A 25,278-nucleotide genomic window follows, 5' to 3' on the forward strand; every position below is an offset into this window, starting at 1 on the left:
CCTGAGTCGGACCGCCAGGCAAGACTCTCGCAAGACCCTTAAGAAGTCCGGCTCTCAGAAGTCCGAGGCGATGCCCTTGGTCTCCCAATCACCGTAGCGGGTCGGTTCCGGCCCCTTCGGGCCCTGGAATTCCTTCGGCCGTGCGGCCGCTTCCTGCGCGGCTAGCTCCTCGGCGGCCTTGCGCCGCGCCGCGGCCTCGGCGAGCGCGCGCTGCGCCGCCGGCGTCAATGGCTTGCGCGCCACGGGTTCCGGCGGCGATGCAGATTTCTCAGACGCAGATTTCTCAGACATGGCAGACTTTCTTGGCAAAACTTTCTGCCAGCGCAATTCGTATCTCAGTGTCGGCTCAGTGACGGCATCACGATCGCGAAATCCCGCAAGGCGATTCTTACATTTGGCATATTCGCATGCCAGAGGTGTTTTCGAGTTGATGGCATGAGCCGAATGTAACTCCAGCACCTTCGAGATATCTCCGCTACATGCCTCCTTCAAGATTTGCAGTTCCTGCCGAAGTCCCCGGTCTCGCGGCGCGCCGTATCGCGGCCGACATCCTCGACGGCGTGCTGCACAAGCACCGCACGCTCGACGATCAGCTCGACGGCGCCGGCGCGCATCCCGGCCTGAAATCACTCGCCGATCGCGACCGCGCGCTGATGCGCCGGCTGGTCTCGACCATCCTGCGCAAGCTCGGCACGCTCGGCCATCTGCTGTCGCGCCTGCTCGATCGCGGCATCCCGACCGATGCGCCGCGCGCGCAGAGCGCGCTCCTGATCGGCGCCGCGCAGATCCTCTGGATGGATGTGCCTGATCACGCCGCGGTCGATCTCTCGGTGCGGCTGGTGCAGTCGGACCGGCGCGCGGCGAAATATGCCGGGCTCGTCAACGCCGTGCTGCGCCGCTGCGCGCGCGAGGGCCAGGGCCTGATCGATGAGACCAGCACGCAGACGCTGGACCTGCCGCAATGGATGCTGGCGCGCTGGGACGCGCATTACGGCGAATCGACCGCGCGCGACATGGCGCTGGCGCTCGGCCATGAGCCGTCGCTCGACCTCACGGTGAAGTCGGACGCGCCGCAATGGGCGAGCCGCCTGCATGGCGAGACGCTGCCGACGGGAACCGTGCGCACGCTGCTGCAGGGGTCCGTCACGATGCTGCCGGGCTTTGCCGAAGGCCATTGGTGGGTGCAGGACGCCGCCGCCGCGCTGCCGGTGCGGCTGTTCGGCGACATCAAGGACAAGGCGATCGCCGACCTCTGCGCGGCGCCCGGCGGCAAGACCGCCCAGCTCGCGCTGGCAGGCGCGCATGTCACCGCGATCGACCGCTCGCCGGCGCGGGTCGCGCGGCTGCGCGACAATCTCACGCGGTTGGCCTTGGAGGCCGAGACGGTCGTCGCCGACGCCGCCGAATGGTCTGCTGCGGCCGGAAGCTTTGACGGTATTCTGGTCGACGCGCCCTGCAGCTCGACCGGAACCATCCGCCGCCATCCCGACGTCGCCTGGCTGCGCCAGGAAGGCGATATCGCGGCGCTATCGGCCCTGCAGAAGCGGCTGCTGCAAAAGGCCACCCATCTGCTGAAGCCGGGCGGCACGCTGGTCTACTGCACCTGCTCGCTGGAGCCGGAAGAAGGCGAGCAGGCGATTGCAGCGCTGCTGGCGAGCGAAGCGGGCCTGCGCCGTGCGCCGGTCGAGAAGGACGAGGTCGCCGGCCTCGACGACATCATTACCGCCGACGGCGATCTGCGCACCCTGCCCTGCCATCTGCCCAATGCCGACCCACGGCTGGGCGGGCTGGACGGGTTTTACGCCGCCAGGCTGGTTAAGTCCTGATTTTAAACTTCAGTCTTCTAAGCTCGAAGTGATTCGTGCGGTATCAAGAGGGTGTCTTGGCCGCGTTTCCGGATTAAATAAGGATTCGTTGAAAATTCCCTCCCCTCAAGGTTAGGCGTGTCGGTCGCTCAAAGCAGACGCATCTCGACGCTGATTGCTGGCCGCTTCGCGCGCAGCGTGATCGCGCGCGCCAGCGGGAGCACGGTTGCGCTGTCGCGGCTGTGGCCTGGCCGCACCGACCGGCTGATCATCGCCCCGCATGATCTGAGGACCGCCGACGCCACCCGCGCCGCCGAGATCTATGCCGGCCGATTCGTCTTCGCCGGCAAGATCGTCACCTGCCACGGCCGCTCGATCTTCGACCTCGAGCCGCCGTCGGAGGATTGGGAAGCCGCCCTGCTCGGCTTCGGCTGGCTGCGCCATCTGCGCGCTGCCGACACCGCGCTGACCCGCGCCAACGCCCGCTCGCTGGTCGACGACTGGATCTCCAACCAGGCGCGCAGGCGGCCGCTGGAGCGCCGCGCCGATGTCCGCGCGCGGCGCGTGATCTCGCTGTTGTCGCAGGCGCCGCTGGTGCTCGGCGATACCGACGGAAAATTCTACCGCAAATATCTGCGCGGGCTGGCGCGCGAGATCCGCTATCTGCGCTACTCCATCCTCGACAATGACGGCGTGCCGCGCCTGCAGGTGCTGATCGCGCTGTGCTACGCCTCGCTCTGCCTCGCCAACCAGGCGCGCAATATCAAGACGACCACGCGCAAGCTGTCGGACGAATTGCAGCGCCAGATCCTGCCCGATGGCGGCCACATCTCGCGCAACCCCGGCGCACTGGTCGAGCTGCTCAGCGATCTCTTGCCGCTGCGACAGACCTTTGCTGCACGGAATATCGCGCCGCCGTCGGCGCTGCTCAACGCCATCGACCGCATGATGCCGATGCTGCGCTTCTTCCGTCACGGCGACGGCAGCTTCGCGCTGTTCAACGGCATGTCGACCGCGCCGTCCGATCTGGTCGCGACGCTGCTCGCCTATGACGACACCCGCGGCGTGCCGATGGCGAGCATGCCGCATAGCGGCTTCCAGCGCCTCGATGCCGGCACCACGGCGTTGATCATCGACACCGGCCCGCCGCCGCCGCCAAGCGTCAGCCAGGATGCGCATGCCGGCTGCCTGTCGTTCGAACTCTCCTCGGGGCCGAGCCGCATCGTCGTGAATTGCGGCATGCCGTCGACCGGGCGCGACAATTGGCGGCCGTTCGCACGCTCCACCGCCGCGCATGCGACGCTGACCTATCGCGACACCTCGTCGTGCCAGTTCGTCGAGCTGTCGGCGATGAAGCGGCTGTTGCGCGGCGCGCCGATCACCAGCGGCCCCAACAATGTCGAGAGCTACCGCGAGGCCGTCCCCGACGGCGACGTGCTCACCGCCTCGCATGACGGCTATCTCTCGCGCTTCGGCGTGATCCACCGCCGCGTGCTGATGGTCTCCCAGGACGGCACCCGGCTCGAAGGCGAGGACTCGCTGTCGCCGGCGCCGGGCGGCCGCATCAAGGGCAGCGAGGCCGATTTCGCGCTGCGCTTCCATTTGCATCCTTCAGTGAAGGCGAGCCGGCTGTCGGATGCCCGCGGCGTGATGCTGGTGCTGCCGAACCGCGACGTCTGGACCTTCGAGGCGATGGACGACAAGGTCGACCTCGAGGACAGCGTGTTCCTGGCCGGCAATGACGGCCCGCGCCGCACCTCCCAGATCGTGATCCGCCAGGACGCAAGGCAGGCCGCCACGATCCGCTGGAGCTTCGTGCGCTCCTCGACCTCGGCCACCGCCACCAACGCGCGCCGCAACGCCCGCCGCGAGCCGGAACTGCCGCTGTAGGGCGACCGAACGACTCCCGACCGTCATCCTGAGGAGCGGCGCTTACGCCGCGTCTCGAAGGATGCACGGCCCGGCTGGTGGCCGTCGACCCTTCGAGACGCGCTCCGCGCTCCTCAGGATGACGGAATTGGCTTACTCAGCTTGCTCAGTGTCATCACCCGCGCATGCGGGTGATCCAGTATTCCAGAGACGGTCGTGCTTGAGCCGATAGGCCGCGGCGTACTGGGTCGCCCGGTCGAGCCGGGCGACGACAACAGTGGATGAAGACAAAGCTTCACATCCTCCCAGGGTGACGGTTAGACAGGGCCGACCGATTTCGACCCAATCATCCGCAATTTCGGGGGAATCGGCCTCGGAGACCGGTTTCGTAGGGCACCAAACCATGCTACCCGGCTGCCTTAACAGCCAGGGATTTCCTAGAATGACCGAACAGCTTCGCCGCGTGACCCGCGCTCTGTTGTCCGTTTCCGACAAGACCGGACTGATCGATTTCGCCAGGGCGCTGGCCGACCATGGCGTCGAGTTGGTCTCGACCGGCGGCACCGCCAAAGCGATCGCGGCGGCCGGGCTGAAGGTCAAGGACGTCTCCGAACTCACCGGCTTCCCCGAGATGATGGACGGCCGGGTCAAGACACTGCATCCGAAGGTGCATGGCGGCCTGCTCGCGATCCGCGACAACAAGGAACATGCCGCGGCGATGGCCTCGCACGGCATCGCGCCGATCGACCTTCTTGTGGTCAACCTCTATCCGTTCGAGGCCACCGTCGACAAAGGCGCCGGCTTCGAGGAGTGCATCGAGAACATCGACATCGGCGGTCCCGCGATGATCCGCGCCGCCGCGAAGAACCATGACGACGTCGCCGTGGTGGTCGAGGCGCAGGATTATCAGGCCGTGCTCGACGAACTCGCCGCGCACAAGGGCGCGACCTCGCTCGGCCTGCGCCGCCGGCTCGCCGCCAAGGCCTATGCCCGCACCGGAGCCTATGACGCCGCGATCTCGAACTGGTTTGCGAAGGAGATGAAGACCGACGCGCCGGACTTCCGCGCGATCGGCGGCCGGCTGCTCCAGCCGCTGCGCTATGGCGAGAATCCGCACCAGAGCGCGGCGTTCTACGCTACGCCGGAAATGCGCCCGGGTGTCTCGACCGCACGGCAGTTGCAGGGCCGGGAACTATCCTACAACAACATCAACGACACCGATGCGGCCTATGAGTGCGTCGGCGAATTCGATCCGCAGCGCACCGCGGCCTGCGTCATCGTCAAGCACGCCAATCCCTGCGGCGTGGCCGAGGGTCCCGATCTCGCCACCGCCTATGCCCGCGCGCTCGCCTGCGATTCCACCTCGGCCTATGGCGGCATCATCGCAGTCAACCGCACGCTCGATGCGGACGCGGCACGCGCCATCATCGGCATCTTCACCGAGGTGATCATCGCGCCCGACGCAACCGAAGAGGCGATCTCGATCATCGCCGGCCGGCGCAATCTGCGCCTGCTGCTTGCGGGCGCGCTACCCGATCCGCGCGCGACCGGCCTCACCGCCAAGACCGTTGCCGGCGGCCTGCTGGTGCAGAGCCGCGATAACGCTGTGGTCGAGGACATGAACCTGAAGGTGGCGACCAAGCGCGCGCCGACCGACGCCGAGCTGCGCGATCTCAAATTCGCCTTCCGTGTCGCCAAGCACGTCAAGTCGAACACCATCATCTATGCCAAGGACCTCGCCACCGTCGGCATCGGCGCCGGCCAGATGAGCCGGGTCGATTCCGCGCGCATCGCCGCGCGCAAGGCGCTGGATGCGGCGGCCGAGCTGAAGCTTGCCGAGCCGCTGACCAAGGGGTCGGTGGTCGCCTCCGACGCGTTCTTCCCGTTCGCCGACGGCATGCTGGCCTGCATCGAGGCCGGCGCCACCGCGGTGATCCAGCCCGGCGGCTCGATGCGCGACGACGAGGTGATCAAGGCCGCCGACGAGCACGGCATCGCCATGGTGTTCACCGGCGTGCGGCACTTCCGGCATTGACGCAGCATCGTCATTGCCGGGCTTGACCCGGCAATCCATCTCCTGAAGAAAATTTCGCGAAGGACGATGGATGCCCGGGTCAAGCCCGGGCATGACGAAGCAACCTACTCCCGCACCCTTGCCAGCAACACCAACCCCACCACGAAAAACCCCACCAGCACCGCCATGCCGGCCTTCTGGCTCGCGGTCGCCGCGGTGATCGCGCCGATCAGCAGCGGGCCGATGAACGACGTCACCTTTCCGGTGAGCGCGAACAAGCCAAAATACTGCGCGATGCGATCCTGCGGCGCGAGGCGGATCAGAAGCGAGCGCGAGGCCGCCTGCAGCGGCGCGCCGGCGGCGCCGATCAGGCAGCCCAGCACGATATAGGCGCGCTCGGCAGCGCCCGCGAACAGCGGGCCGCCGGGCACCGGTGGCGCGACTGGAATGAACAGGATGGAATCCTTGTTCACGGTCAGAATCACGACGATCGCAAACAGCAGGATCACAAGACTGCAGGTAATCACGCGCTTCGGCCCGAACGCATCGTCGAGCTTGCCGCCGAGCCAGCTGCCGAACGTGCCGGCCACCGCCAGAATGATGCCGAAGGTGCCGATCCGGATCGTGTCCCAGCCGAACGTGCCGGCGGCATAGATGCCGCCGAAAGCGAACAGCGAGACCAGCCCGTCGGTGTAGATCATGTTTGCCAGCAGGAACCGCGCCATCGATTTCCGCTTCGGCAGACCCGCCAATGATTCCCTGAGCCCGCGCAGGCCTTCGCCGACCGCCTCGCGCAACGGGCGTTTCGCCGGGTAGTCCGGCGTGAACAGGAACATCGGCGTCACGAAGATGATGAACCACAGCCCGGTCAGCGGCCCGGTGATGCGATCGCCCTCGTGCATGACGGGATCGAGACCGAACAGCGGCGTGAAGCCGAACAGCGTACGGCCGGTCTCGGCGTTGGCGGCGAGGAAGCCGAGCACCAGCACGAGGCTCAGGATGCCGCCGATATAGCCGGTGGCCCAGCCGGTGCCGGACAGCCGCCCGATCCTGTCGGGCGGCACCAGCGTCGGCATCATCGCATTGTTGAACACGGTCGCGAACTCGACGCCGACGCTCGCGATCGCATAGGCCAGCAGCAGCGCGGGGATGATGTCGGGATTGCCGGGCTTGCCGATCCACATCGCGCTCGCGCCGATCACCAGCAGCACGCCGAAGCCCGCGATCCACGGCTTGCGTCGGCCGCTGGCGTCGGCGATCGCACCTAGCACCGGCGACAGCAGCGCGATCGCAAGTCCTGCGGCTGCCGTGGCAAAGCCCCACAGCGCCTGCCCGCTCGCGGGATCGGGCGCGACGAAGCTCGCGAAGTATGGCGCGAACACGAAGGTCGTGATCAGCGTGAAATAGGGCTGCGCGGCCCAGTCGAAGAAGATCCAGCTGACGACGGCGGCGCGGCCAGGATAGACCTTGGTGGTGGCCTTCGCATCATCAGTAGCCGTCTGCATTGTTGCCGTCATCGCGAAACATATTCCTCAAGTCGAACCGCAGGCAGGCTTTTGCCGCTTCAATCCGTTCCCATATAGCATGAGCCGGTTTGCTGATACCGCGATGAACAGGGCAGGACATTTCGATGGCGCTGACGGCAACGATGTCGCGACGGCTGTTTGCCGTTCTCCTGGTGATTGGCATCGCGATGCCGGCCCTCGGCCAGGTGCAGCGTCGCGCCTACGAGCCTTCGGCCACCGATGCGATTCAAAGCATTCGCACCGAACACGGCATGGTGGTGGCGCAGGAGAAGCTTGCGGCGCGGGTCGGCGCCGACATTCTGCGGCAGGGCGGCAATGCCGTCGACGCTGCGGTCGCCACCGGCTTTGCGATGGCGGTGACCTATCCGCGCGCCGGCAATATCGGCGGCGGCGGCTTCATGGTGATCCATCTCGCCGGGCGCAATGAAGAAGTCGCGATCGACTATCGCGAGACCGCGCCGCAGGCCGCAACCCGCGACATGTTCCTGAACGCTGAGGGCAAGCCCGATCCGGACAAGTCGCGCAACTCCGCGCTTGCGATCGGCGTGCCCGGCACGGTCGCAGGCCTCGCGCTGGCGCTGGACAAATACGGCTCCGGCAAGTTCACGCTGGCGCAGATCGTCAAGCCCGCGATCGATCTGGCCCGCGACGGCTTCATCGTCACCGACGACACGTCGGACACGCTGTCGGACATGTATCGCCGCATGTCGCGCTGGCCGAACTCGGCGAAGACATTCTCGCACGCCGACGGGACGCCGCTGCGTGAGGGCGACCGCCTGATCCAGGGCGATCTCGCGACGACGCTGACCGCAATTGCCGAACAGGGGCCGCGCGGCTTCTACGAGGGCGCGGTCGCCGAGAAGCTTGTCGCAGGGATCAGGAATGCCGGCGGCATCTTCAGCCTCGGGGATCTGAAATCCTATCAGCCGGTGATCCGCACGCCGATCCGCGGCAGCTATCGCGGCTACGACGTCGTCTCGATGCCGCAGCCGTCCTCCGGCGGCGTCGTGCTGCTCGAAATCCTCAACATCCTCGAGGGCTTTCCGATGTCCGACATGAAGCAGGGCTCCGCCGCCTCGCTGCATGTGATGATCGAGGCGATGAAGCGCGCCTATGCCGACCGCGCCCGCTATCTCGGCGATCCCGCCTTCGTCGATGCGCCGACGCAGTTGCTGACCGACAAGGCCTATGCCGCCAGGCAACGCGCGACCATCGAACTCGCCCATGCCACGCCCTGGACCGGTGTGCGCAACGCGAAACAGCCGCATGAGGGCGACAACACCACGCATTATTCCGTCGTCGATGCCGGCGGCAACGCCGTCAGCAACACCTACACGCTGAACTTCCCCTATGGGGTCGGCCTCGTCGCCGACGGCACCGGCGTGCTGCTCAACAACGAACTCGACGATTTCACCGCGGCTCCCGGCGCCTCCAACGCCTTCGGCCTGGTCGGCTTCGAGGCCAATCTGCCGGGACCCGGCAAGCGCCCGCTGTCGTCGATGGCGCCGACCATCGTGCTGAAGGACGGTAAGCCGATGCTGGTAACGGGATCGCCCGGCGGCAGCCGCATCATTTCGGCTGTGACGCAGATCATCGTCGACGTGATCGACTACAAAATGGATATCGCAGCCGCAGTCGCCGCGCCGCGGATGCATCACCAATGGCTGCCCGACGAGGTCCGGATCGAGAAAGGCTTTCCCGACGAGGTGCTGGCCGAGTTGAAGGCCAAGGGCCACAAACCGGTCGAGCCGCTCGGCTACTCCTCCGCGAACTCGATCATGGTCACGACCAATGGTCTGCTCGGCGCGCCCGACCCGCGCACGCGTGGCTCGGAGGCCGCGGGACACTAAAGAGCGTTTCGAGCGAAGCCTGTCCCGCACCTGATGCGGGATGGCCACCGGTTCGCGTGAAGAAAACGCGTCAAAACAAAAGCTAGCGTAAACGCGGCTTTGCCCAGCCTGCGACATCGCGGTAGATTGGCGGTCCGCGCAAGTCCGGCCGCGGATGCAAAGAGCCGGTGAAAGATTTCTCCGGGGAACGCGCATGAGCACGGCCGAATCCAAATCAATTGAAGTCGCAGAGATCGAGGACACCAGCCTCCTCGCCTTCTATCGCGACATGAACCTGCAGGAGCGGCGCACGTTCTGGGCCTGCGCCTCGGGCTGGACGCTCGACGGCATGGATTTCATGATCTATCCGCTGGTGATCGGCACCATCATCACGCTGTGGAAGGTGGATCCTGGCACCGCAGGCCTCGCGGGCACCGTGACGCTGCTGGCGTCCGCCGTGGGCGGCTGGCTCGGCGGCTACCTCTCCGACCGCATCGGCCGGGTCAAGACGCTGCAGCTCACCATCATCTGGTTCTCGTTCTTCTCGCTGGTCTGCGCCGTGGTGCAGAATTTCGACCAGCTGCTGATCGCCCGCGCGCTGCTTGGCCTCGGCTTCGGCGGCGAATGGGCGGCCGGCGCGGTGCTGATCGGCGAGGCGATCCGGCCGCAATATCGGGGACGCGCGGTCGGCTCGGTGCAGTCGGGCTGGGCGATCGGCTGGGGCCTTGCGGTGCTGGCGCAGGCGATCCTGTTCTCGGTACTCCCTGCAGAAAACGCCTGGCGCTGGATGTTCGCGATCGGCGCGCTGCCGGCGCTGCTGGTGTTCTATCTGCGCCGCTACGTCACCGAGCCCGAGATCTCGGCCGCGACAATGGCGCAGCAGCAGGCGACTGGCAGCAAACCCGCTGCATTGTGGGAGATCTTTCACGGGCCGATCCTGAAGACCACGCTGCTGGCCTCACTGGTCGGCACCGGCATGCAGGGCGGCTACTATGCCATCACCTTCTGGGTGCCGCGCTTCCTCACCACCGAGCGCAAGCTTTCCGTGGTCGGCTCGACCGGCTATCTCGCGACCCTGATCATCGGCTCGTTCATCGGCTATCTGGTGGGCGCCTGGCTCGCGGACCGCATCGGCCGCCGCAACCTGTTCCTGATCTTCTCGATCGGCGCCATCGCGATCGTGCTGCTCTATACCCAGCTGCCGATCTCCAACGAGGTGCTGTGGGTGCTGGGCTTCCCGCTCGGCTTCTTTGCCTCGGGCTATTTCTCCGGCATGGGCGCGTTCCTGACCGAGCTGTATCCAACCCGGCTGCGCGGCTCCGGCCAGGGCTTTTGCTACAATTTCGGCCGCGGCATCGGCGCGCTGTTCCCGTTCCTGGTCGGCGCGCTTTCGACCACGACGACGCTCGCCAACGCGATCGCGATCTTTGCGGTGGCCGCCTATGGCGTGTTCTTCATCGCCGCCTACGCGCTGCCGGAAACGCGCGGGCGTGTGCTGCATGCGGATGGGTAGAACATGTGATGAGGTGATGTGATGACTGCGCCGCTCGCTCCGCTTTGCCTCTCCCCCTGTGGGAGAGGCCGGATTGCATCATTAGATGCAATCCGGGTGAGGGGTCGCGGTCCATCCATGCAGTACGCCGTGTGGAGAGGTACCCCTCACCCCCAACCCTCTCCCACAAGGGGAGAGGGGGCCACCGGTCCGTGCGTCCCTAACAGGAGGCTGCCATGACATCGCTCAAAGGCAAGACGCTGTTCATCTCGGGCGCGAGCCGCGGCATCGGGCTGGCGATCGCGCTTCGCGCCGCGCGTGACGGCGCCAATGTCGCGATTGCGGCGAAGACCGCCGAGCCGCATCCGAAGCTGAAAGGCACGATCTACACCGCCGCCGACGAGGTCCGCGCCGCCGGCGGCAAGGCGCTGCCGGTGCTCTGCGACATCAGGGACGAAGCACAGGTGATGGCGGCGATCGAAGCCACCGTCGCCGAGTTCGGCGGCATCGACGTCTGCGTCAACAATGCCAGCGCCATCAGCCTGACCAATTCGCAGGCGACCGACATGAAGCGGTTCGACCTGATGATGGGAATCAACACCCGCGGCACCTTCATGGTGTCGAAATACTGCATCCCGCATCTGAAGAAGGCGGAGAACCCGCATATCCTGATGCTGTCGCCGCCGCTCGACATGAAGACCAAATGGTTCGAGCACTCGACCGCCTACACGATGGCGAAATTCGGCATGAGCATGTGCGTACTCGGGCTGGCCGGCGAACTGAAATCTTCAGGCGTCGCCGTCAATGCCTTGTGGCCGCGCACCACGATCGCAACCGCCGCGGTCGGCAATCTGCTCGGCGGCGACGCCATGATGCGCGCCAGCCGCACGCCCGAGATCATGGGCGATGCGGCCTACGCAATCGTCACGCGGCCGTCGCGCGAATTCACCGGCCATTTCTGCATCGACGACAAGGTGCTCTATGCCAATGGGGTGCGCGATTTCGAGCGCTACCGCGTCGATCCCTCGGTGCCGCTGATGTCGGACTTCTTCGTGCCCGACGACGACGTGCCGCCGCCCGGCGTCACCGTGCAGGCACTGCCGTCAGCCGGCGGCGCGCAGACATCGCGCTGAACGCGGCTAGATTGCCGACGCCTTGAGCTGCGCGCGCCAGTGCTGCACGCGCTCCTTGAGCAGCGTCTCGCGGACATAAGCGAGTTCCTCGTCCTCGATCTGCTCCAGCGTTTCGAGCGAGAAATTGTCCGCGCCGTGCGCCGACCATACGCGCTGCAGCTCCACATTGCGGTGGCTCCCCATCCGCAGCGTGAACCAGATGCGGTTCTGGATTTTCTCCAGATCGAGCGCCTGCCCGACCCAGACTTCGCCGCTCGCGCGGCAGCGGATCGCGAACACGCCGGCGACCGCGGCGCGCTTCTTGTAGTCGGCGATGGCGAGCTTGCGGTCCTCGGTCTTCATGGCGGCTCCTGTCGTGTCGACAGACTGTTTATACCCGGGTGTTATTGACAAAGCAATTACACCCGGATAAAACATCACCATGATCGTGATTTTATCGGCCGACCTCGTACGGCCCGCCCTTCTCCAGCGCGCGCGCATAGGCCGGGCGGGCGTGGATGCGTTCGAGGAACGCGACGCATTTGGGATGGCCGTCCTCGAGCCCGCCGCGCGCGGCGGCGGCTTCCAGCGGAAAGCTCATCTGGATATCGGCGCCGGAGAAGTCGCTGCCGGCGAACCACTCGCTCTTGCCGAGCTCGCCTTCCCAATAGGCCATGTGCTGCTTGATCTGAGGATTGACCAGCGTGGACAGCGCCGTGTTGGACACCTTGCGCACCAGCGGCCGCAGCAGCGCCGGCGCGCGCTTCGGCATCAAGGTGAACAAGAGCTTCAGCAGCAGCGGCGTCATCGCCGAGCCCTCGGCATAATGCAGCCAATAGGTGTAGCGCAGCCGCTCCGGCGTATCGGCTTGCGGGATCAGGCGGCCATTGCCGTAGGTCGCGATGATGTATTCGAGGATCGCACCGGATTCCGCGATCGTGTTGCCATTGTCGGTGACGACGGGCGACTTGCCGAGCGGATGGATCGCGCGCAGCTCCTTTGGCGCCCGCATGTCGGGCTGCCGCTGATAGCGCACGATCTCGTACGGCACGCCCAATTCCTCGAGCAGCCACAGCACGCGCTGCGAGCGGGAATTGTTGAGATGATGAACCGTCAGCATGAGCGTCCTCTGAAAAATCAGCGCAATCGGACGGCGTTTGGTGCCAGCCGGGAACAGGAAAGTCGAGATCCACACGCCGTCACTGCCAAGAATTACCCGGGCGATATGTCGCGCAATCGGAAAGGTCTACCATGAATCCTGCCTATGTCGCCTTCGAAGGCGAGCGTCGCATCGGGGCCGGTGACCTCCCCGAGGTTGCGCGCGCCGCCAGGCAATTGCTGGATCGGCGCAAGGACGCCGCGATCCTGGTGTTCGACGGCCGCACCTCAGCGCTGGTCGACATCGATTTCCGCGGCTCGATCGACGATGTGCTGGCGCGGCTGCCGAAGCCAGCGCCTCCGCTCGACGAGGAGCCGCCCGCACCGGTCGCGCCGCGCGGCCCGGGACGTCCGAAGCTTGGCGTCGTCGCACGCGAGATCACGCTGTTGCCGCGGCACTGGGACTGGCTCGCCCAGCAGAAGGGCGGCGCGTCGGTTGCGATCCGCAGATTGATCGACGAGGCGCGGCGCTCCAGCGGCGACAAGGACCGGACACGTAGCGCGCAGGATGCCGCCTATCGCTTCATGACAACGATGGCCGGCAACCGGCCGCATTACGAGGACGCGATCCGCGCCCTGTTCGCCCACGACCGGCGCCGCTTTGCGACGCTCATCGCGGACTGGCCGGCCGACATCCGCGATCACGCAGTCAGGCTCGCCTATAGCGATCAAGCGGACTAGCGCGTTTTCGTACGAAATAGCGGGCACTCGGCGGATCGTTGATTCGTGACTGTCCCCATTCTTTGGAAGTTGAAAGTGTCCAAGCCTCCCTCCTTACGCAAAGCCTTCGTGTCGTTCCTCGCGCCGATGCTGCTGAGCAACGTGCTGCAGTCGCTGTTCGGCACCATCAACGGCGTTTATCTCGGCCAGATGATCGGGGTCGACGCGCTCGCGGCTGCGTCGGTGTTCTTCCCGGTGATGTTCTTCTTCATCTCCTTCGTGATCGGCTTGAGCGCGGGCGCGTCGGTCATGATCGGCCAGGCCTGGGGTGCCCGCGAGCCCGGCCGGGTGAAGGCGGTCGCCGGCACGACCATGACCGTGACGCTGCTGCTGGCGCTCGCGATCGCGATCCTCGGCGGCCTGTTCGCCCGGCCGCTGTTGATCGCGCTCGCCACGCCGCCGGACGTACTCGACGCCGCGGTGTCCTATGCCCGGATCATGATGATCACGATGCCGGTGACCTTCGCATTCCTGCTGCTCGCGGCAATGATGCGCGGCGTCGGTGATACCGTGACGCCGCTGCTCGCCCTGACGGTGTCGACGATCGTCGGCCTCGTGGTGACGCCGGCGCTGATCCGCGGCTGGCTCGGCCTGCCGATGCTCGGCGTGGCCAGCGCCGCCGTCGCCTCAGCCGTCTCGGGCGTGGTCACGCTGCTGTGGCTGCATGTCCATATGTTGCGGCACCGGCATCCGCTCGCTTTCGACGCGGCGTTCCTGCGCGCGATGCGGCCCAACGGCGCGCTGCTGCGCATCGTGCTGCGGCTCGGCATTCCGACCGCGATCGGCATGGTGGTGGTCTCGCTCGCCGAGCTGGTGCTGCTCGGCCTCGTCAACGGTTTCGGCTCGGACGCCACCGCGGCCTATGGCGCGGTCAACCAGGTGATCGGCTATGTGCAGTTTCCGGCAATCTCGATCGCGATATCGGTGTCGATCTTCGGTGCGCAGGCGATCGGCCGCGGCGATTCCGGCCGGGTTGGCGCCATCGTCAGGACCGGGATCGAGATGAATCTCGCGCTGACGGGCGGACTGGTCGTGCTCGGCTATCTCTTTGCGCGGCCCCTGATGGGCTGCTTCATCGTCGACGGCGCGGTGCTCGCGCTCGCGCAGCAGCTTTTGTACATCGTGCTGTGGAGCATGGTCCTGTTCGGCATGGCGACGGTGTTTTCGGGCGCGATGCGCGCCGGCGGCACGGTGTGGATACCACTGTTCATCTCGATCCTGGCCATAACGCTGGTCGAGGTGCCGGTTGCGATCCTGCTGAGCCGCGCCGTCGGCATCAGCGGCATCTGGATCGCCTATCCCGTCACCTTTGCAACCATGTTCGTGCTGCAGATGGCCTATTACGCCCTGGTATGGCGCAAGCAAACCATCACGCGGCTGATTTGACATCGCGCGCTGCGGCTCACATGATGAGTATCATATTCTCCTGATGGCGCCTGCGACAGCGGGGCCATCCTAGAGACACGCCAAACAAGCCCAAACTAGACAAGCCGAGGGGAGAGACCGCCGTGAGCCCAAATCCGCAATTCCTGTTCGATTTCGGCAGCCCCAACGCTTTCCTCAGCCATGAGGCGATCCCGGCGATCGAGCAGCGCACCGGCGTCAAATTCGAATATGTCCCAATCCTGCTTGGCGGCATCTTCAAGGCCACCAACAACAAGTCGCCGGCCGAGACGCTGGCGGGCGTCAAGAACAAGCCGGAGTTCCAGCAGATCGAGACCGAGCGCTTCCTCAAGCGCTTCAAGGTCAAGCCCTATGTCTGGAACCCGTTCTTCCCGGTCAACACGCTGAATTTGATGCGCGCGGCGGTCGCCGCCCAGCTCGAAGGCGTGTTCGAGAAGTACGTCGAAGCCGCCTTCCATCATATGTGGGTCGAGCCGAAGAAGATGGACGACCTTGAGATCGCCGCCAAAGCCCTCACGTCCTCAGGCCTCGATGGCGCCAAGCTGCTTGCCCGCGCGCAGGACGCGGACGTCAAGGCCAAGCTGATCGCCAACACCCAGGCCGCCGTCGAGCGCGGCGCGTTCGGCTCGCCGACCTTCTTCGTCGGCAACGAAATCTTCTTCGGCAAGGAGCAGCTGCGCGAAGTCGAGGAATTGGTGTCGGGAAAGTGAGATGAGCGGGCGAAGGATAGCGGCTAGCGAATAGCGGCCCTATCTATTCCCCACTCCTCATTCGCGATTCGCCCCTTCCCCGGGCAACAACAAAGAAGGACAAATTCCCATGCGTGTTCTCGTGGTCGGCGCCGGTGCGATCGGCGGTTATTTCGGCGGCCGGATGCTTCAGGCCGGCCGCGACGTCACTTTTCTCGTCCGGCCCCGCCGCGCCTCCGAACTCGCCTCGGCCGGACTCGTGATCAAGAGCCCGAACGGCGATGTCACGCTGAACAATCCGCCGAGCGTGCAGGCCGACAAGCTCTCGAACAAATTCGACGTCGTGCTGCTGAGCTGCAAGGCGTTCGATCTCGAAGATGCGATCAAGTCGTTTGCGCCCGCCGTCGGCGACAAGACCGCGATCATCCCGCTGCTCAACGGCATGCTGCATCTCGATGCGCTCGACAAGACATTCGGCGCCCAGCATGTGCTCGGCGGGCTCTGCGCGATCGCGGCGACGCTGAACGAGAAGCGCGAGGTGGTGCAGCTGCAGCCGATGCAGTCGCTGGGTTTCGGCGAACGCGCCGGCGGCACGTCGGAGCGGGTGCGCGCAATCGCGGACACGTTCTCCTCGATCAATGGTGCGGCCGCAAGCGACCACGTCATGCAGGACATGTGGGAGAAGTGGGTGTTCCTGGCCTCGCTCGCCGCCTCCACCAGCCTGATGCGGACCTCGGTCGGCAACATCCTGGCGGCGCCCGGCGGCCAGGATTTCCTGCTCGGCATCCTCGACGAATGCAGCGCGATCGCGGCCGACGCCGGCCATGGGCCTGGCGGCCCGTTCTTCCAGCGCACCCGTGGGCTTCTGACCGCCGAAGGATCGCCGATGACCGCATCGATGTTCCGCGACATCAAGGCGGGGCTGCCGGTCGAGGCCGATCACGTGATCGGCGACCTGATCGTCCGCGCCGACGCCGCCAAGATCCCGGTGCCGAAGCTGCGCACCGCCTACACGCATCTCAAGGCGTATGAGAAGCAGCGGGGCGCGTAATACAGATCTCGATCCGGGCGACGCGCTGACGTCTCCTTCCCCCTGAAAGGGGGAAGGTCGGGATGGGGGTCGGCCGCAGGCGATGCTTCGTGCGGAGAGAGCAGATCCCTACCCGCTTTGCTCTCACGAGCAAAGCGACCTCCCCTTTTCAAGGGGAGGTGGAGCAATTTCGCAAATCAAGCGCGTATTCGTGCGACCCGATTATGGTGCTTACAAATGCGCCAGATAATGCGCAAGCGCGGTGATCTCCTCGTCGCTCAGCGGATACGCCACGTCGGCCATCGCGGCCTGCGCCCCGCCGGAGCGGACGCCCGACTTGTAGTCGTGCAGCGCCTTGACGAGATATTCCTCGCGCTGGCCGGCGATGCGGGCGACCGCCTTGGTGCCGACATAGGTGTCGGTGTGGCATGAGGCGCAGCGGCGGCCGGCCGCGGCCTGCTTGCCCTTTTCGGACAATTCCGGATTGTCGTCCTTGCTGCCCTTGAACGGCGTCAGCGAGGCGAAATAGGCGCCGAGATTGCGGATGTCCTCGTTGTTGAGCTGCTCGACGATCGGCTGCATCTGCTCGTTCTTGCGCGCGCCGGCGCGGAAGAACACCAGCTGCCATTGAATGAATTGGTCGAGCTGGCCGGCCAGCGAGGGAATGTTCTCGGTCTGCGAGATGCCGTTGTCGCCGTGACAGCCGGCACAGATTTCGGCCTTCTCCTTGCCGGCGGCGACGTCGGCGGCCTGGGCGGACGACGCCAGCAGAATTGCCGCCAATAAAACTCCGAGTGAGGCACTACGCATTGCCAGTTTTCTCCGCGTGTCATTGCCGGGGCTAGATCCCGGCAACCCATCTGGCTTGAAGGGGGTTTCTTGGTTTGGATGGATGCCCGGATCAAGTCCGGGCATGACAAGGTGGTTCCGTTATCCGATCGCAACAGAGGCTGCGGCCGCCGCATGGCCACCGCAGCCTCCTGACCTTCAACCGTTACTTCTTGCTGTAGCTGATGCGATAGATCGCACCGGCCCAGTCGTCGGCGACGAGGATGGAGCCATCCTTGTCGAGCAGGATATCGGCGGGACGGCCGAGATAGCCCTGGTCACCCTGGATCCAGCCGTCGGCGAAGATTTCCTGCTTGGCGTTCTTGCCGTCGGGGCTCGCGGTGATCCGCACGATGCGGCCGCCCTGGTACTTATGCCGGTTCCAGGAGCCGTGCTCGGCGATCAGGATGCTGTTCTTGTACTCGGCCGGGAACTGGCTGCCGGTATAGAACTTCATGCCGAGCGGAGCCACATGCGCGCCAAGATTGTAGACCGGCGGGGTGAACTCCGAGCACTTGTGGCCCATCGCGAACTTGGTGTCGGGCAGGTTGCCCTGGTGGCAATAGGGATAGCCGAAGTGCTCGCCGATCTTCGAGATCATGTTGAGCTTGTCGCTCGGCAGATCGTCGCTGATCCAGTCGCGGGCGTTTTCGGTGAACCAGTACTTGCCGGTGCGCGGATCGACGTCGCCGCCGACCGAGTTACGCACGCCGAGCGCATAGATTTCCGCGTTGCCGGTCTTCGGATCGACGCGGCGGATCTGCGACACCGAGGTCGGAGGGACGCCGATGTTGAAGGGCGGGCCGAACGGCAGGAAGAACCAGCCTTCCTTGTCGACGGCGATGTATTTCCAGCCATGCGCCGCGTAGGACGGCATGTCGTCATACACCACCTTGCCGCTGCCAAGCTTGTCGAGATTGGCCTCGGCGTTCTCATACTTGATCAGCTTGTCGACCGCGATGACGTAGAGCGAGCCATCCTGGAAGGCGAGGCCGGTCGGCATGTTGAGGCCCTTGAGGATGGTCTTGACCTCTTTCTTGCCGTTGTTGTCCTTGATCGCATAGACGTTGCCGAGGCCGAACGAGCCGACGAAAAGCGTGCCCTTGTCGCCCCAGGCCATCTGGCGGGCGGCCAGCACGTTCGAGGCATAGACCTCGATCTTGAAGCCCGGCGGCAGCTTGATCTTCTTCATCATCGCCGCGAGTTCGGCGTCGGAGGCGCCGGTCGGCGGACCGGACGGCGGGGCCAAGCCCTTCTGCGCTTCGGTCTCGTCGCCGAGGAACCAGTCATCCGGCGGATGGGTCCAGAACTCCTTGGTGCCGGATTCGTACTTCTTCAGCGCACGGTTCTTGTCGGTTTGTTGCTGTGCACTGGCGAAGGTTGTCCCCGCCAGCAGCGCAATCGCCGCGAACGCAAGTATTGATCGATTGAAAGCGGACTTCATCGCGTCACTCCCCTACGCAAGCCGTTGCAGCTTGCCTGTTATTGATTTTGAACGCCCTGAGAGATGATGGTGGCGGTCTGTGAGGTAGGTCAGACCGCGAAATGGTAGCACATCCATCGACGCTGAAAAGCGCATGGATCAGGGTGCACTGCGGTCAAAACAAATTGAGACGAAATTTTCCCGCGCCGGCTGCCGGAGAACAAGGCATTCCGCACTGCAGCGTAATATTTGAACGAACCTAACGCTCGGGAGCGGCGATCGCGATCGCATCCGGAATCAAGAAGGCCGCCTCGAGGGGCGGCCTTCTTTCGTGCGCGTAGCCGTCAAGCTCAACGGATCAGGGCAAAAGCCCTCAGCTGAACTTGAACATGCTGGCGTCGAGCTGTCCCGGCGCGACACCGATCAGCCAAACCGCACTGCCTGCGGCGTCGGTGATGATCGTGGTGTTGATCCCGGCAACGTAGGTCTCCGCGGCCTGAACATCGGCGAACGAATGCAGCGATGTACCCGCGAAGTTGACGAAGTCGTTCACTCCGCCGGTATTGAAGTCCTGGACGACCATGACCTCCTGGCTGGTGTCGCTGATGTTGAAGGTGTCGGCCCCACCGCCACCCCAGGCATAGTCAACGCCGCCGCCGCCGCTGATGTTGTCGGCCCCGGTGCCCATCAGGAACACGTCGACGCCGCTGCCGCCGGTCACCGTATCGCCGCCGTTGGAGCCGTAGACGTAGTTCTGGCCCGAACCGCCGTAGATGAGGTTACCGTCGGTCTCGCCCGACGAGATGAAGATATTCAGGCCCGAGCCGCCGTACATCGTGTCGACGCCGGTGCCGCCGTAGAAGTAGTTGGTGCTGTTCCCGCCATAGAGGAAGTCGGTGCCGTCTCCGCCAAACATCACATTGACGTCGCTTCCGCCGGTGCCTCCCGAGCCGATCAAGGTATCGGTGCCGGCACCGCCAAACAGATAGTTGAAGCCGGCACCGCCATACATCACGTCATTGCCGTCCTCGCCCAGCAGGACGTCGAGCCCGGTTCCGCCGATCAGGACGTCATTGCCGGCTCCGGCATAGATGTAGTCGTTGCCGTCGCCGGCATCGCCAAAGTCATCGCCGTTGCCGAGAACGAGGACGTCAGCTCCGGCACCTCCGTAGGCGGTATCGTTGCCGTCGTTGCCGTAGAGGGAATTGTTGCCGGCATTGCCCGTCAAAACATTGTTCAATGCGTTGCCGCTGCCGGTGAGATTACCGGATCCGTCCAGGATCAGATTCTCGACGTTTGCGGTCAGGCCATAGGTGATCGTGGTGTGAACGGTGTCGGTGCCTTCGCCGCTGTTTTCGGTTACCACATCGCCGGCATTGTCGACGTAATAGGTGTCGTTGCCGAGCCCGCCGACCATCGTGTCGGCGCCAATTCCGCCGTCCAGCGTGTTGTTGCCCGAGCCGCCAGTCATGAAATTTGCGAGCCCGTTGCCGGTGCCCGAAACATTGGCAGACGTCGAAATGAAGAGATTGTCGACGTTGGCAGCCAGCGTGTAGTTGAAGGTGCCGGTGACGACCGCGGTGTCGATGCCCTCTCCCGGATTCTCGGTGATGACGTCGAGGGCATTGTCGAGAATGTAGATGTCGTTGCCCAAACCGCCGACGAGCGAATCGACGCCGCCGATGCCGTCGAGCAGATTGTCGCCGCCGTCGCCGATAAGGGTATCGTTGAAGTTCGACCCTCTCAGTCCCTCGATCGAGGTGTAGGTGTCCCCGGCAGCCTCACCGGTGTTCGAGGCGGGAGTAGCCAGGCTGGCGAGCACGCCAGCGGTGGCGTTGACATATTCCGCAACGTCATTGCCGGCTCCGCCGTCCAGCACGTCGGCACCAGCACCGCCGCGCAGATTGTTGTCTCCGCCATCGCCCGTCAGGGTATCGTTGAACGCCGAGCCAATGATACCTTCGATCGAAGTATAGCTATCGCCCGCGGCGTCGCCGGTGTTGACGCCCGGAGTTGCGAGACTTGCGACCACTCCCGTCGCAGCATTGCCGTAATCCGCGAAGTCAAAGCCTGCGCCACCGTCGAGCGAATCGGCGCCGGCCTGGCCGCGCAGGTTGTTGTTACCTCCATCGCCGATCAGTGTGTCGTTGAAGGCACCGCCCTGAATGCCTTCGATCGAGGTGAGTGTGTCGCCCAGGGCTTCGCCGGTATTCAGCGCGTTGTTTGCGAGATCGACCAGAACGCCGGTGGTCGCATTGCCATAATCGGCATAGTCGTAACCTGCGCCGCCGTCGAGCGAGTCCGCGCCGGTCCCGCCGCGCAGGAAATTGGTGTTGGCATCGCCGATCAGCGTATCGTTGAATGCGGTTCCTCTAATGGCTTCGATCGAGATGTAGACGTCGCCGGTGGCTTCTCCGGTATTCAGCGCCGAGTTGGCCAGGTCGGCGACGACGCCGGTTGTCGCGTTGAAATAGTCGGCATAGTCGAAGCCGGCACCGCCATCCAGCGTATCGGCACCGAGACCACCTTGCAGGAGGTTGATGTTGCCGTCACCGATCAGATGATCATTGAAGTCGCTGCCACGCAGTCCCTCGATGGAGATATAGGTGTCGCCGGCGGCTTCGCCCGTATTTTGGGACGAGTCTGCCAGGTCTGCCGTGATCCCAACGCCCGAGTCGGAATAGGACGCAAAGTCGAAGCCGCCGCCGCCGTTGAGCACGTCGGCGCCGGCGCCGCCACGCAACGTATTACCGTTAGCGTCACCGATCAGCGTGTCGTCGAACGCCGAGCCTCTGATCTTGGCGATGTTGACATATGTGTCGCCGGTGGCTTCCCCGGTGTTCTGGGTGGGATCGGCGAGGTCGACCGTAAGTCCGGCGCTTGCGTTGGCGTAGTCGGCGTAGTCGTTGGCTGAACCGCCGATGATCGAGTCGGCACCCAATCCGCCCTGCAGGAAAGAGGTGTTTCCGTTGCCAGTCAGCGTATCGTTGAAGTTGCTGCCGATCAGGCCTTCGATCGAGGTGTAGGTGTCCCCGGCCGCGAAACCCGTATTGACAGCCGGGTTCGCCAGACTTGCTACAACTGCGGTGCCCGAGTCGATGTAGGATGCGAAGTCTTGTCCAGTGCCGCCGTCCAGGGAGTCGGCGCCATCGCCGCCGATGAGCGTATCATTGCCCTGAAGTCCCTGCAGCGTGTCATTGGTGTTCGAACCGTTAGGCGTGCCGGTAACCGTGTCGTTGCCCGATGTGCCCATAAATGTAGCCATGGTAATCCCCTTCGCGTGATCAATTGTTGCTGTGCAATGCGAGTAGTCGGCGGACTTCAGAAATCAGCAGAAGAAATCGGAGTGCGAACCGGCGAGATCAGCCGAAACGAACCGCTCGAGAGCCAAAAAATGCAAAAGCCATGCAGCAGCGGAAAAGCTGCCGGGCTCAGTCAGTGCGTCGAGCTGATCAGGTCCAATCGGGGCCGTTCAGGCCGATTGGAGCGGCAAGGAAATTCGAAATGTCCCACCCCTTATGCAACGATTAGAAAAATAATAAAATAATCTGGAAGCAATCTAAGCGACAGATTTTGGGCAAGTCAACAGCCGCTGTCGTTTCTAAAGATGTCAAAACTGTTCAAAACCAGTTTCGTCGCCGAACGCCACCTTGCGAACGAGACCAACAGCCGTTCTGCACCGCACGCGATATCCAAACGACGCCAACGCTCGCGACGGTTCTATCGCGACGAAATCCGCGCCAGGCCGAGTGCCTGCGCTTTCGCTTTCGACAGCGGCCTGAACAGCACGCTGCGCTTCTGCCCGCTGGAGATCGCCGCGATCTTGAAGCCGTCATCGGCGGCGATGATGTCGCCGGTGCGAAGCGTCAAATCGTTCTCGATCGCAATCGGCGAGAGGCCGGCCGTTGCGCCGGTGCGGCATGAGCATTGCGGCACGATCTCGCGCTGAAATCGAAATGCGTTTGCGAGCGTCTTGTAGGTCTCGCCCTGCTCGGTCATGGCGCCGTCAATGTCGGAGCCGGAATACAGCTTCACCTCGGCGGCGGGACAGGCCGCCTCGCATGCCCCGGCATTGGCCGCCTCGCTCACGCGCGGCAGCGGGAAGAAGCGGCCGTCGCAGGTCCTGACGCAGAAGTTCTGCCGGCCGCCGCCTGATCGCGTCGTGATGTACACCCGCGGCCGCCGGCGTTCTTCGGCGGGCTCAAATTCCGGCGCGGCAGCAAAGCTGGGCGCCGCGGTATACGCCGAGTCGCTAGGCAATTGCTGTGCTGAAACCGGCGACGATGCCCAATTGCCGACGAGCGCGACCAGCGCTGCCACGCTTGCGCGCGCCAGGCTGCGGTTGAAGACGGTATCTGGCGTCCGGCTGATCGACATCATGCACTTGCTTGCCGCATCGGAAGGCGAGCGGCAGCCATTTCAACGCCGACACAACCACAGATTTCTATCAGTTTTGAGAATGCATCGTTTGACGGCTAATGAAGGGCCCGCCGGAGCGGCGCGATCGTCGGCGCAAAATCTCGCGCGCCGGCGCCGCCTGACAAGCAAAAAGCCCGCTTTGACGGGCGGGCTTCATCAGGCGTCAGCTCGGTCAGCGAGAAAGTTTGGAGCGGGCGAAGGGGCTCGAACCCTCGACCCCGACCTTGGCAAGGTCGTGCTCTACCACTGAGCTACACCCGCATCCGAACTGGCGGCGATCGCTCGCCGACAACGGCAGAGCTATGCCAAATGCCGTCTGTGAATGCAACACAAGAAGCGCAGTCCGGGCCTCACGAAATCGCACGGTTTCCTTAAAATTTGAGCTCGAATCGGCCGAAATCGGGCCAGCCCGATGATTTCTACCTGTGTCTCGACCGGAACCGGCCTCACAGCCATCTCGTCCCGGAGCGATTCGAGCCAGGTCTCGAACCAGCCGGCCAGCGTCCGGGCCAGCTCGGCGCGGCGGTCGGCGTCGCAATCGAACACCGCCGACCAAAGGCGCGATCGCCGCCGACCACCGGGGTGACCCGCAGCGTCGCGCTGGGTCGGGAGACCGGCAAATTCGTAGGTCTGGAAGCGCCGGACTTGCCCTGCTCGATCTCGCTCACCCCCTCGCCGCGGACCCAGACCGGGTAATTGTTGAAATCGCGGATGATTTTCCAGACGTCGCCGGCCGGCTGCTCGAACACGGTGCTGTAATAGGCCTTTGCCATGGGCGCCCCCTGTTGCAGTGAAGGGTTCGGCCGGGCCGGAGCGCGAACCCACCCGATCTCCGATGGAACAGGACGGACGCCAAGCGATTGAATTTTGCTGGCCGACCGCCATTTATGGGCATGATCTTCGGAAAACCGGTTCCCACTTTTCCGGGATCATGCTCTAGCCTGACAGAACGGCTGAACGTGCCGTGCGGAGCGTGCTAGAACGCCCCCGGATTTCCGACCTCAGAAGACCAGGTGAGGACAACGTGACGATAATGGAGCAGGGCGGCCCCACGCCCCAGGCAGCGCCCGATTTGATCAAGGAGACGACGACCCAGACCTTCGTCAAGGACGTCATCGAGGAGTCGCGCCGCCAGCCGGTTATGATCGACTTCTGGGCGCCCTGGTGCGGTCCCTGCCGTCAGCTCACGCCGATGCTGGAAAAGGCGGTCCGCAACGCCAAGGGCCGGGTCAAGCTGGTCAAGATGAACATCGATGAGCATCCGCAGATTCCCGGCCAGATGGGCATCCAGTCGATCCCGGCCGTGATCGCTTTCGTCAACGGCCAGCCCGCCGATGGCTTCATGGGCGCGGTGCCGGAGAGCCAGGTCAACGCCTTCATCGACAAGATCACCAAGGGCGTGCCCGCCGCCGGCGAGCCGAATCTCGCGGAGATTCTGGCCGAGGCCGACGCCGTGCTCGCCGAGGGCGACGCCGAAGCGGCGGCGCAGATCTATGCCGAGGTGCTGGCGCATGACGCCACCAACATCGCGGCGCTGGCCGGCCTCGCCAAATGCTACATGACGACCGGCGCGGTCGAGCAGGCCAAGCAGACGCTCGCGATGGTGCCGGAATCCAAGCGCAACGATGCCGCGGTGAAGGCGGTGCAGGCGGCGATCGATCTCGCCGAGCAGGCGCAGTCGGTCGGACCGATCGCGGAGCTAGAACAGAAAGTCGCCGCAAACCCGCTCGATCATCAGGCTCGATTCGATCTCGCGACCGCGCTCAATGCGGCGGGCAAGCGCTCTGAGGCGACCGAGCAGTTGCTCGCGATCGTCAAGCGTGACCGCAAGTGGAACGACGACGGCGCGCGCAAGCAGCTGGTGCAGTTCTTCGAGGCGTGGGGCGGCACCGATGAGGCAACCGTCGACGGGCGCAAGCGGTTGTCGACGATCCTGTTCTCGTAACGCACGCCCGTCACA

General features: G+C 64.6%; 20 protein-coding genes and 1 tRNA gene. 11 read left to right on the plus strand and 10 right to left on the minus strand.

Translation table 11 applies throughout. The features are described 5' to 3' along the window. Positions 1-54: 54 nt before the first annotated feature. Positions 55-291, minus strand: a complete 237-nt coding sequence (locus tag HAP48_RS14955; protein WP_166213113.1) for a DUF1674 domain-containing protein — start codon at positions 289-291, stop codon at positions 55-57. Positions 292-479: 188 nt separating this feature from the next. Here HAP48_RS14955 and HAP48_RS14960 point away from each other — a divergent pair, with 188 nt between their 5' ends. The 3 genes from HAP48_RS14960 to purH all read left to right on the plus strand — a co-directional run bounded on the left by HAP48_RS14960 (position 480) and on the right by purH (position 5,709). Then, positions 480-1,826, plus strand: a complete 1,347-nt coding sequence (locus HAP48_RS14960; protein WP_166213111.1) for an RsmB/NOP family class I SAM-dependent RNA methyltransferase — start codon at positions 480-482, stop codon at positions 1,824-1,826. A 117-nt stretch (positions 1,827-1,943) separates the two neighbouring features. Continuing rightward, positions 1,944-3,695: a heparinase II/III family protein gene (locus HAP48_RS14965; protein WP_166213109.1), complete on the plus strand. Its 1,752-nt coding sequence runs from the start codon at positions 1,944-1,946 to the stop codon at positions 3,693-3,695. A gap of 421 nt (positions 3,696-4,116) precedes the next feature. Further along, positions 4,117-5,709, plus strand: coding sequence for a bifunctional phosphoribosylaminoimidazolecarboxamide formyltransferase/IMP cyclohydrolase (gene purH, locus HAP48_RS14970; RefSeq protein WP_166213107.1), 1,593 nt, complete (start codon positions 4,117-4,119; stop codon positions 5,707-5,709). 104 nt (positions 5,710-5,813) lie between these two features. Here purH and HAP48_RS14975 read toward each other — a convergent pair whose 3' ends face one another. Then, complete coding sequence (locus HAP48_RS14975) at positions 5,814-7,193, minus strand: MFS transporter (RefSeq protein WP_166213105.1); 1,380 nt, start codon at positions 7,191-7,193, stop codon at positions 5,814-5,816. 125 nt (positions 7,194-7,318) lie between these two features. Between HAP48_RS14975 and ggt the strand changes: the two genes are divergently transcribed. From ggt to HAP48_RS14990, 3 genes are all read left to right on the plus strand, one after another. Beyond that, positions 7,319-9,064: a gamma-glutamyltransferase gene (gene ggt / locus HAP48_RS14980; protein ID WP_166213103.1), complete on the plus strand. Its 1,746-nt coding sequence runs from the start codon at positions 7,319-7,321 to the stop codon at positions 9,062-9,064. Positions 9,065-9,257: 193 nt separating this feature from the next. Further along, positions 9,258-10,556: an MFS transporter gene (locus HAP48_RS14985; protein ID WP_166213100.1), complete on the plus strand. Its 1,299-nt coding sequence runs from the start codon at positions 9,258-9,260 to the stop codon at positions 10,554-10,556. Between the two features lie 215 nt (positions 10,557-10,771). After that, positions 10,772-11,668 carry an SDR family oxidoreductase gene (locus HAP48_RS14990; RefSeq protein WP_166213098.1) on the plus strand — a complete coding sequence of 299 codons (897 nt, stop codon included), beginning with the start codon at positions 10,772-10,774 and terminating at the stop codon, positions 11,666-11,668. 6 nt (positions 11,669-11,674) lie between these two features. Here HAP48_RS14990 and HAP48_RS14995 read toward each other — a convergent pair whose 3' ends face one another. Both HAP48_RS14995 and HAP48_RS15000 read right to left on the minus strand, forming a co-directional pair. After that, entirely contained in the window at positions 11,675-12,010 is a 336-nt protein-coding gene (locus tag HAP48_RS14995) for a GIY-YIG nuclease family protein (protein ID WP_166213096.1), read from the minus strand. Positions 12,011-12,101: 91 nt separating this feature from the next. Next, the gene (locus HAP48_RS15000; RefSeq protein WP_166213094.1) at positions 12,102-12,767 is read right to left on the minus strand and encodes a glutathione S-transferase family protein; all 666 of its coding nucleotides are present in this window, start codon (positions 12,765-12,767) and stop codon (positions 12,102-12,104) included. Positions 12,768-12,898: 131 nt separating this feature from the next. On the opposite strand from HAP48_RS15000, the gene HAP48_RS15005 reads away from it, so the two are divergent. From HAP48_RS15005 to panE, 4 genes are all read left to right on the plus strand, one after another. Then, a complete protein-coding gene (locus HAP48_RS15005) occupies positions 12,899-13,486 on the plus strand; it encodes a DUF2239 family protein (RefSeq protein WP_166213092.1) in 588 nt (195 codons plus the stop codon). A 69-nt stretch (positions 13,487-13,555) separates the two neighbouring features. Continuing rightward, the gene (locus HAP48_RS15010) at positions 13,556-14,911 is read left to right on the plus strand and encodes an MATE family efflux transporter (RefSeq protein WP_166216385.1); all 1,356 of its coding nucleotides are present in this window, start codon (positions 13,556-13,558) and stop codon (positions 14,909-14,911) included. Positions 14,912-15,033: 122 nt separating this feature from the next. Beyond that, positions 15,034-15,639, plus strand: a complete 606-nt coding sequence (locus tag HAP48_RS15015; protein ID WP_166213090.1) for a 2-hydroxychromene-2-carboxylate isomerase — start codon at positions 15,034-15,036, stop codon at positions 15,637-15,639. Between the two features lie 109 nt (positions 15,640-15,748). Further along, complete coding sequence (gene panE, locus HAP48_RS15020) at positions 15,749-16,669, plus strand: 2-dehydropantoate 2-reductase (protein WP_166213088.1); 921 nt, start codon at positions 15,749-15,751, stop codon at positions 16,667-16,669. Between the two features lie 210 nt (positions 16,670-16,879). Here panE and HAP48_RS15025 read toward each other — a convergent pair whose 3' ends face one another. The 6 genes from HAP48_RS15025 to HAP48_RS15050 all read right to left on the minus strand — a co-directional run bounded on the left by HAP48_RS15025 (position 16,880) and on the right by HAP48_RS15050 (position 24,091). Next, complete coding sequence (locus tag HAP48_RS15025) at positions 16,880-17,458, minus strand: c-type cytochrome (RefSeq protein ID WP_166213086.1); 579 nt, start codon at positions 17,456-17,458, stop codon at positions 16,880-16,882. Positions 17,459-17,642: 184 nt separating this feature from the next. Next, positions 17,643-18,920, minus strand: a complete 1,278-nt coding sequence (locus tag HAP48_RS15030; protein WP_166213084.1) for a PQQ-dependent sugar dehydrogenase — start codon at positions 18,918-18,920, stop codon at positions 17,643-17,645. A 352-nt stretch (positions 18,921-19,272) separates the two neighbouring features. Continuing rightward, positions 19,273-22,164, minus strand: a complete 2,892-nt coding sequence (locus tag HAP48_RS15035) for a beta strand repeat-containing protein (RefSeq protein WP_166213082.1) — start codon at positions 22,162-22,164, stop codon at positions 19,273-19,275. Between the two features lie 455 nt (positions 22,165-22,619). Continuing rightward, positions 22,620-23,279, minus strand: a complete 660-nt coding sequence (locus HAP48_RS15040; RefSeq protein ID WP_224497052.1) for a DUF2865 domain-containing protein — start codon at positions 23,277-23,279, stop codon at positions 22,620-22,622. Positions 23,280-23,504: 225 nt separating this feature from the next. Beyond that, positions 23,505-23,579: transfer RNA gene (locus HAP48_RS15045), tRNA-Gly, on the minus strand. A gap of 185 nt (positions 23,580-23,764) precedes the next feature. Beyond that, positions 23,765-24,091: an SRPBCC family protein gene (locus HAP48_RS15050; RefSeq protein ID WP_224497053.1), complete on the minus strand. Its 327-nt coding sequence runs from the start codon at positions 24,089-24,091 to the stop codon at positions 23,765-23,767. Positions 24,092-24,342: 251 nt separating this feature from the next. Here HAP48_RS15050 and trxA point away from each other — a divergent pair, with 251 nt between their 5' ends. Continuing rightward, complete coding sequence (trxA, locus tag HAP48_RS15055; RefSeq protein WP_166213080.1) at positions 24,343-25,263, plus strand: thioredoxin; 921 nt, start codon at positions 24,343-24,345, stop codon at positions 25,261-25,263. Positions 25,264-25,278: the final 15 nt, after the last annotated feature.

The organism is Bradyrhizobium septentrionale, from assembly GCF_011516645.4.
Classification (GTDB): domain Bacteria; phylum Pseudomonadota; class Alphaproteobacteria; order Rhizobiales; family Xanthobacteraceae; genus Bradyrhizobium; species Bradyrhizobium septentrionale.

What these genes read in the sequence shown, in the direction of transcription:
- HAP48_RS15005 (WP_166213092.1), top strand. Translation starts at nt 12,899, where the DNA reads ATGAATCCTGCCTATGTCGCCTTCGAAGGCGAGCGTCGCATCGGGGCC.
- HAP48_RS15050 (WP_224497053.1), bottom strand. Translation starts at nt 24,091, where the DNA reads ATGGCAAAGGCCTATTACAGCACCGTGTTCGAGCAGCCGGCCGGCGAC.
- HAP48_RS14955 (WP_166213113.1), bottom strand. Translation starts at nt 291, where the DNA reads ATGTCTGAGAAATCTGCGTCTGAGAAATCTGCATCGCCGCCGGAACCC.
- HAP48_RS15000 (WP_166213094.1), bottom strand. Translation starts at nt 12,767, where the DNA reads ATGCTGACGGTTCATCATCTCAACAATTCCCGCTCGCAGCGCGTGCTG.
- HAP48_RS14960 (WP_166213111.1), top strand. Translation starts at nt 480, where the DNA reads ATGCCTCCTTCAAGATTTGCAGTTCCTGCCGAAGTCCCCGGTCTCGCG.
- HAP48_RS14985 (WP_166213100.1), top strand. Translation starts at nt 9,258, where the DNA reads ATGAGCACGGCCGAATCCAAATCAATTGAAGTCGCAGAGATCGAGGAC.
- panE (WP_166213088.1), top strand. Translation starts at nt 15,749, where the DNA reads ATGCGTGTTCTCGTGGTCGGCGCCGGTGCGATCGGCGGTTATTTCGGC.
- HAP48_RS15040 (WP_224497052.1), bottom strand. Translation starts at nt 23,279, where the DNA reads ATGATGTCGATCAGCCGGACGCCAGATACCGTCTTCAACCGCAGCCTG.
- purH (WP_166213107.1), top strand. Translation starts at nt 4,117, where the DNA reads ATGACCGAACAGCTTCGCCGCGTGACCCGCGCTCTGTTGTCCGTTTCC.
- HAP48_RS14975 (WP_166213105.1), bottom strand. Translation starts at nt 7,193, where the DNA reads ATGCAGACGGCTACTGATGATGCGAAGGCCACCACCAAGGTCTATCCT.
- HAP48_RS15025 (WP_166213086.1), bottom strand. Translation starts at nt 17,458, where the DNA reads ATGCGTAGTGCCTCACTCGGAGTTTTATTGGCGGCAATTCTGCTGGCG.
- HAP48_RS15030 (WP_166213084.1), bottom strand. Translation starts at nt 18,920, where the DNA reads ATGAAGTCCGCTTTCAATCGATCAATACTTGCGTTCGCGGCGATTGCG.
- HAP48_RS14990 (WP_166213098.1), top strand. Translation starts at nt 10,772, where the DNA reads ATGACATCGCTCAAAGGCAAGACGCTGTTCATCTCGGGCGCGAGCCGC.
- ggt (WP_166213103.1), top strand. Translation starts at nt 7,319, where the DNA reads ATGGCGCTGACGGCAACGATGTCGCGACGGCTGTTTGCCGTTCTCCTG.
- HAP48_RS15035 (WP_166213082.1), bottom strand. Translation starts at nt 22,164, where the DNA reads ATGGCTACATTTATGGGCACATCGGGCAACGACACGGTTACCGGCACG.
- HAP48_RS14995 (WP_166213096.1), bottom strand. Translation starts at nt 12,010, where the DNA reads ATGAAGACCGAGGACCGCAAGCTCGCCATCGCCGACTACAAGAAGCGC.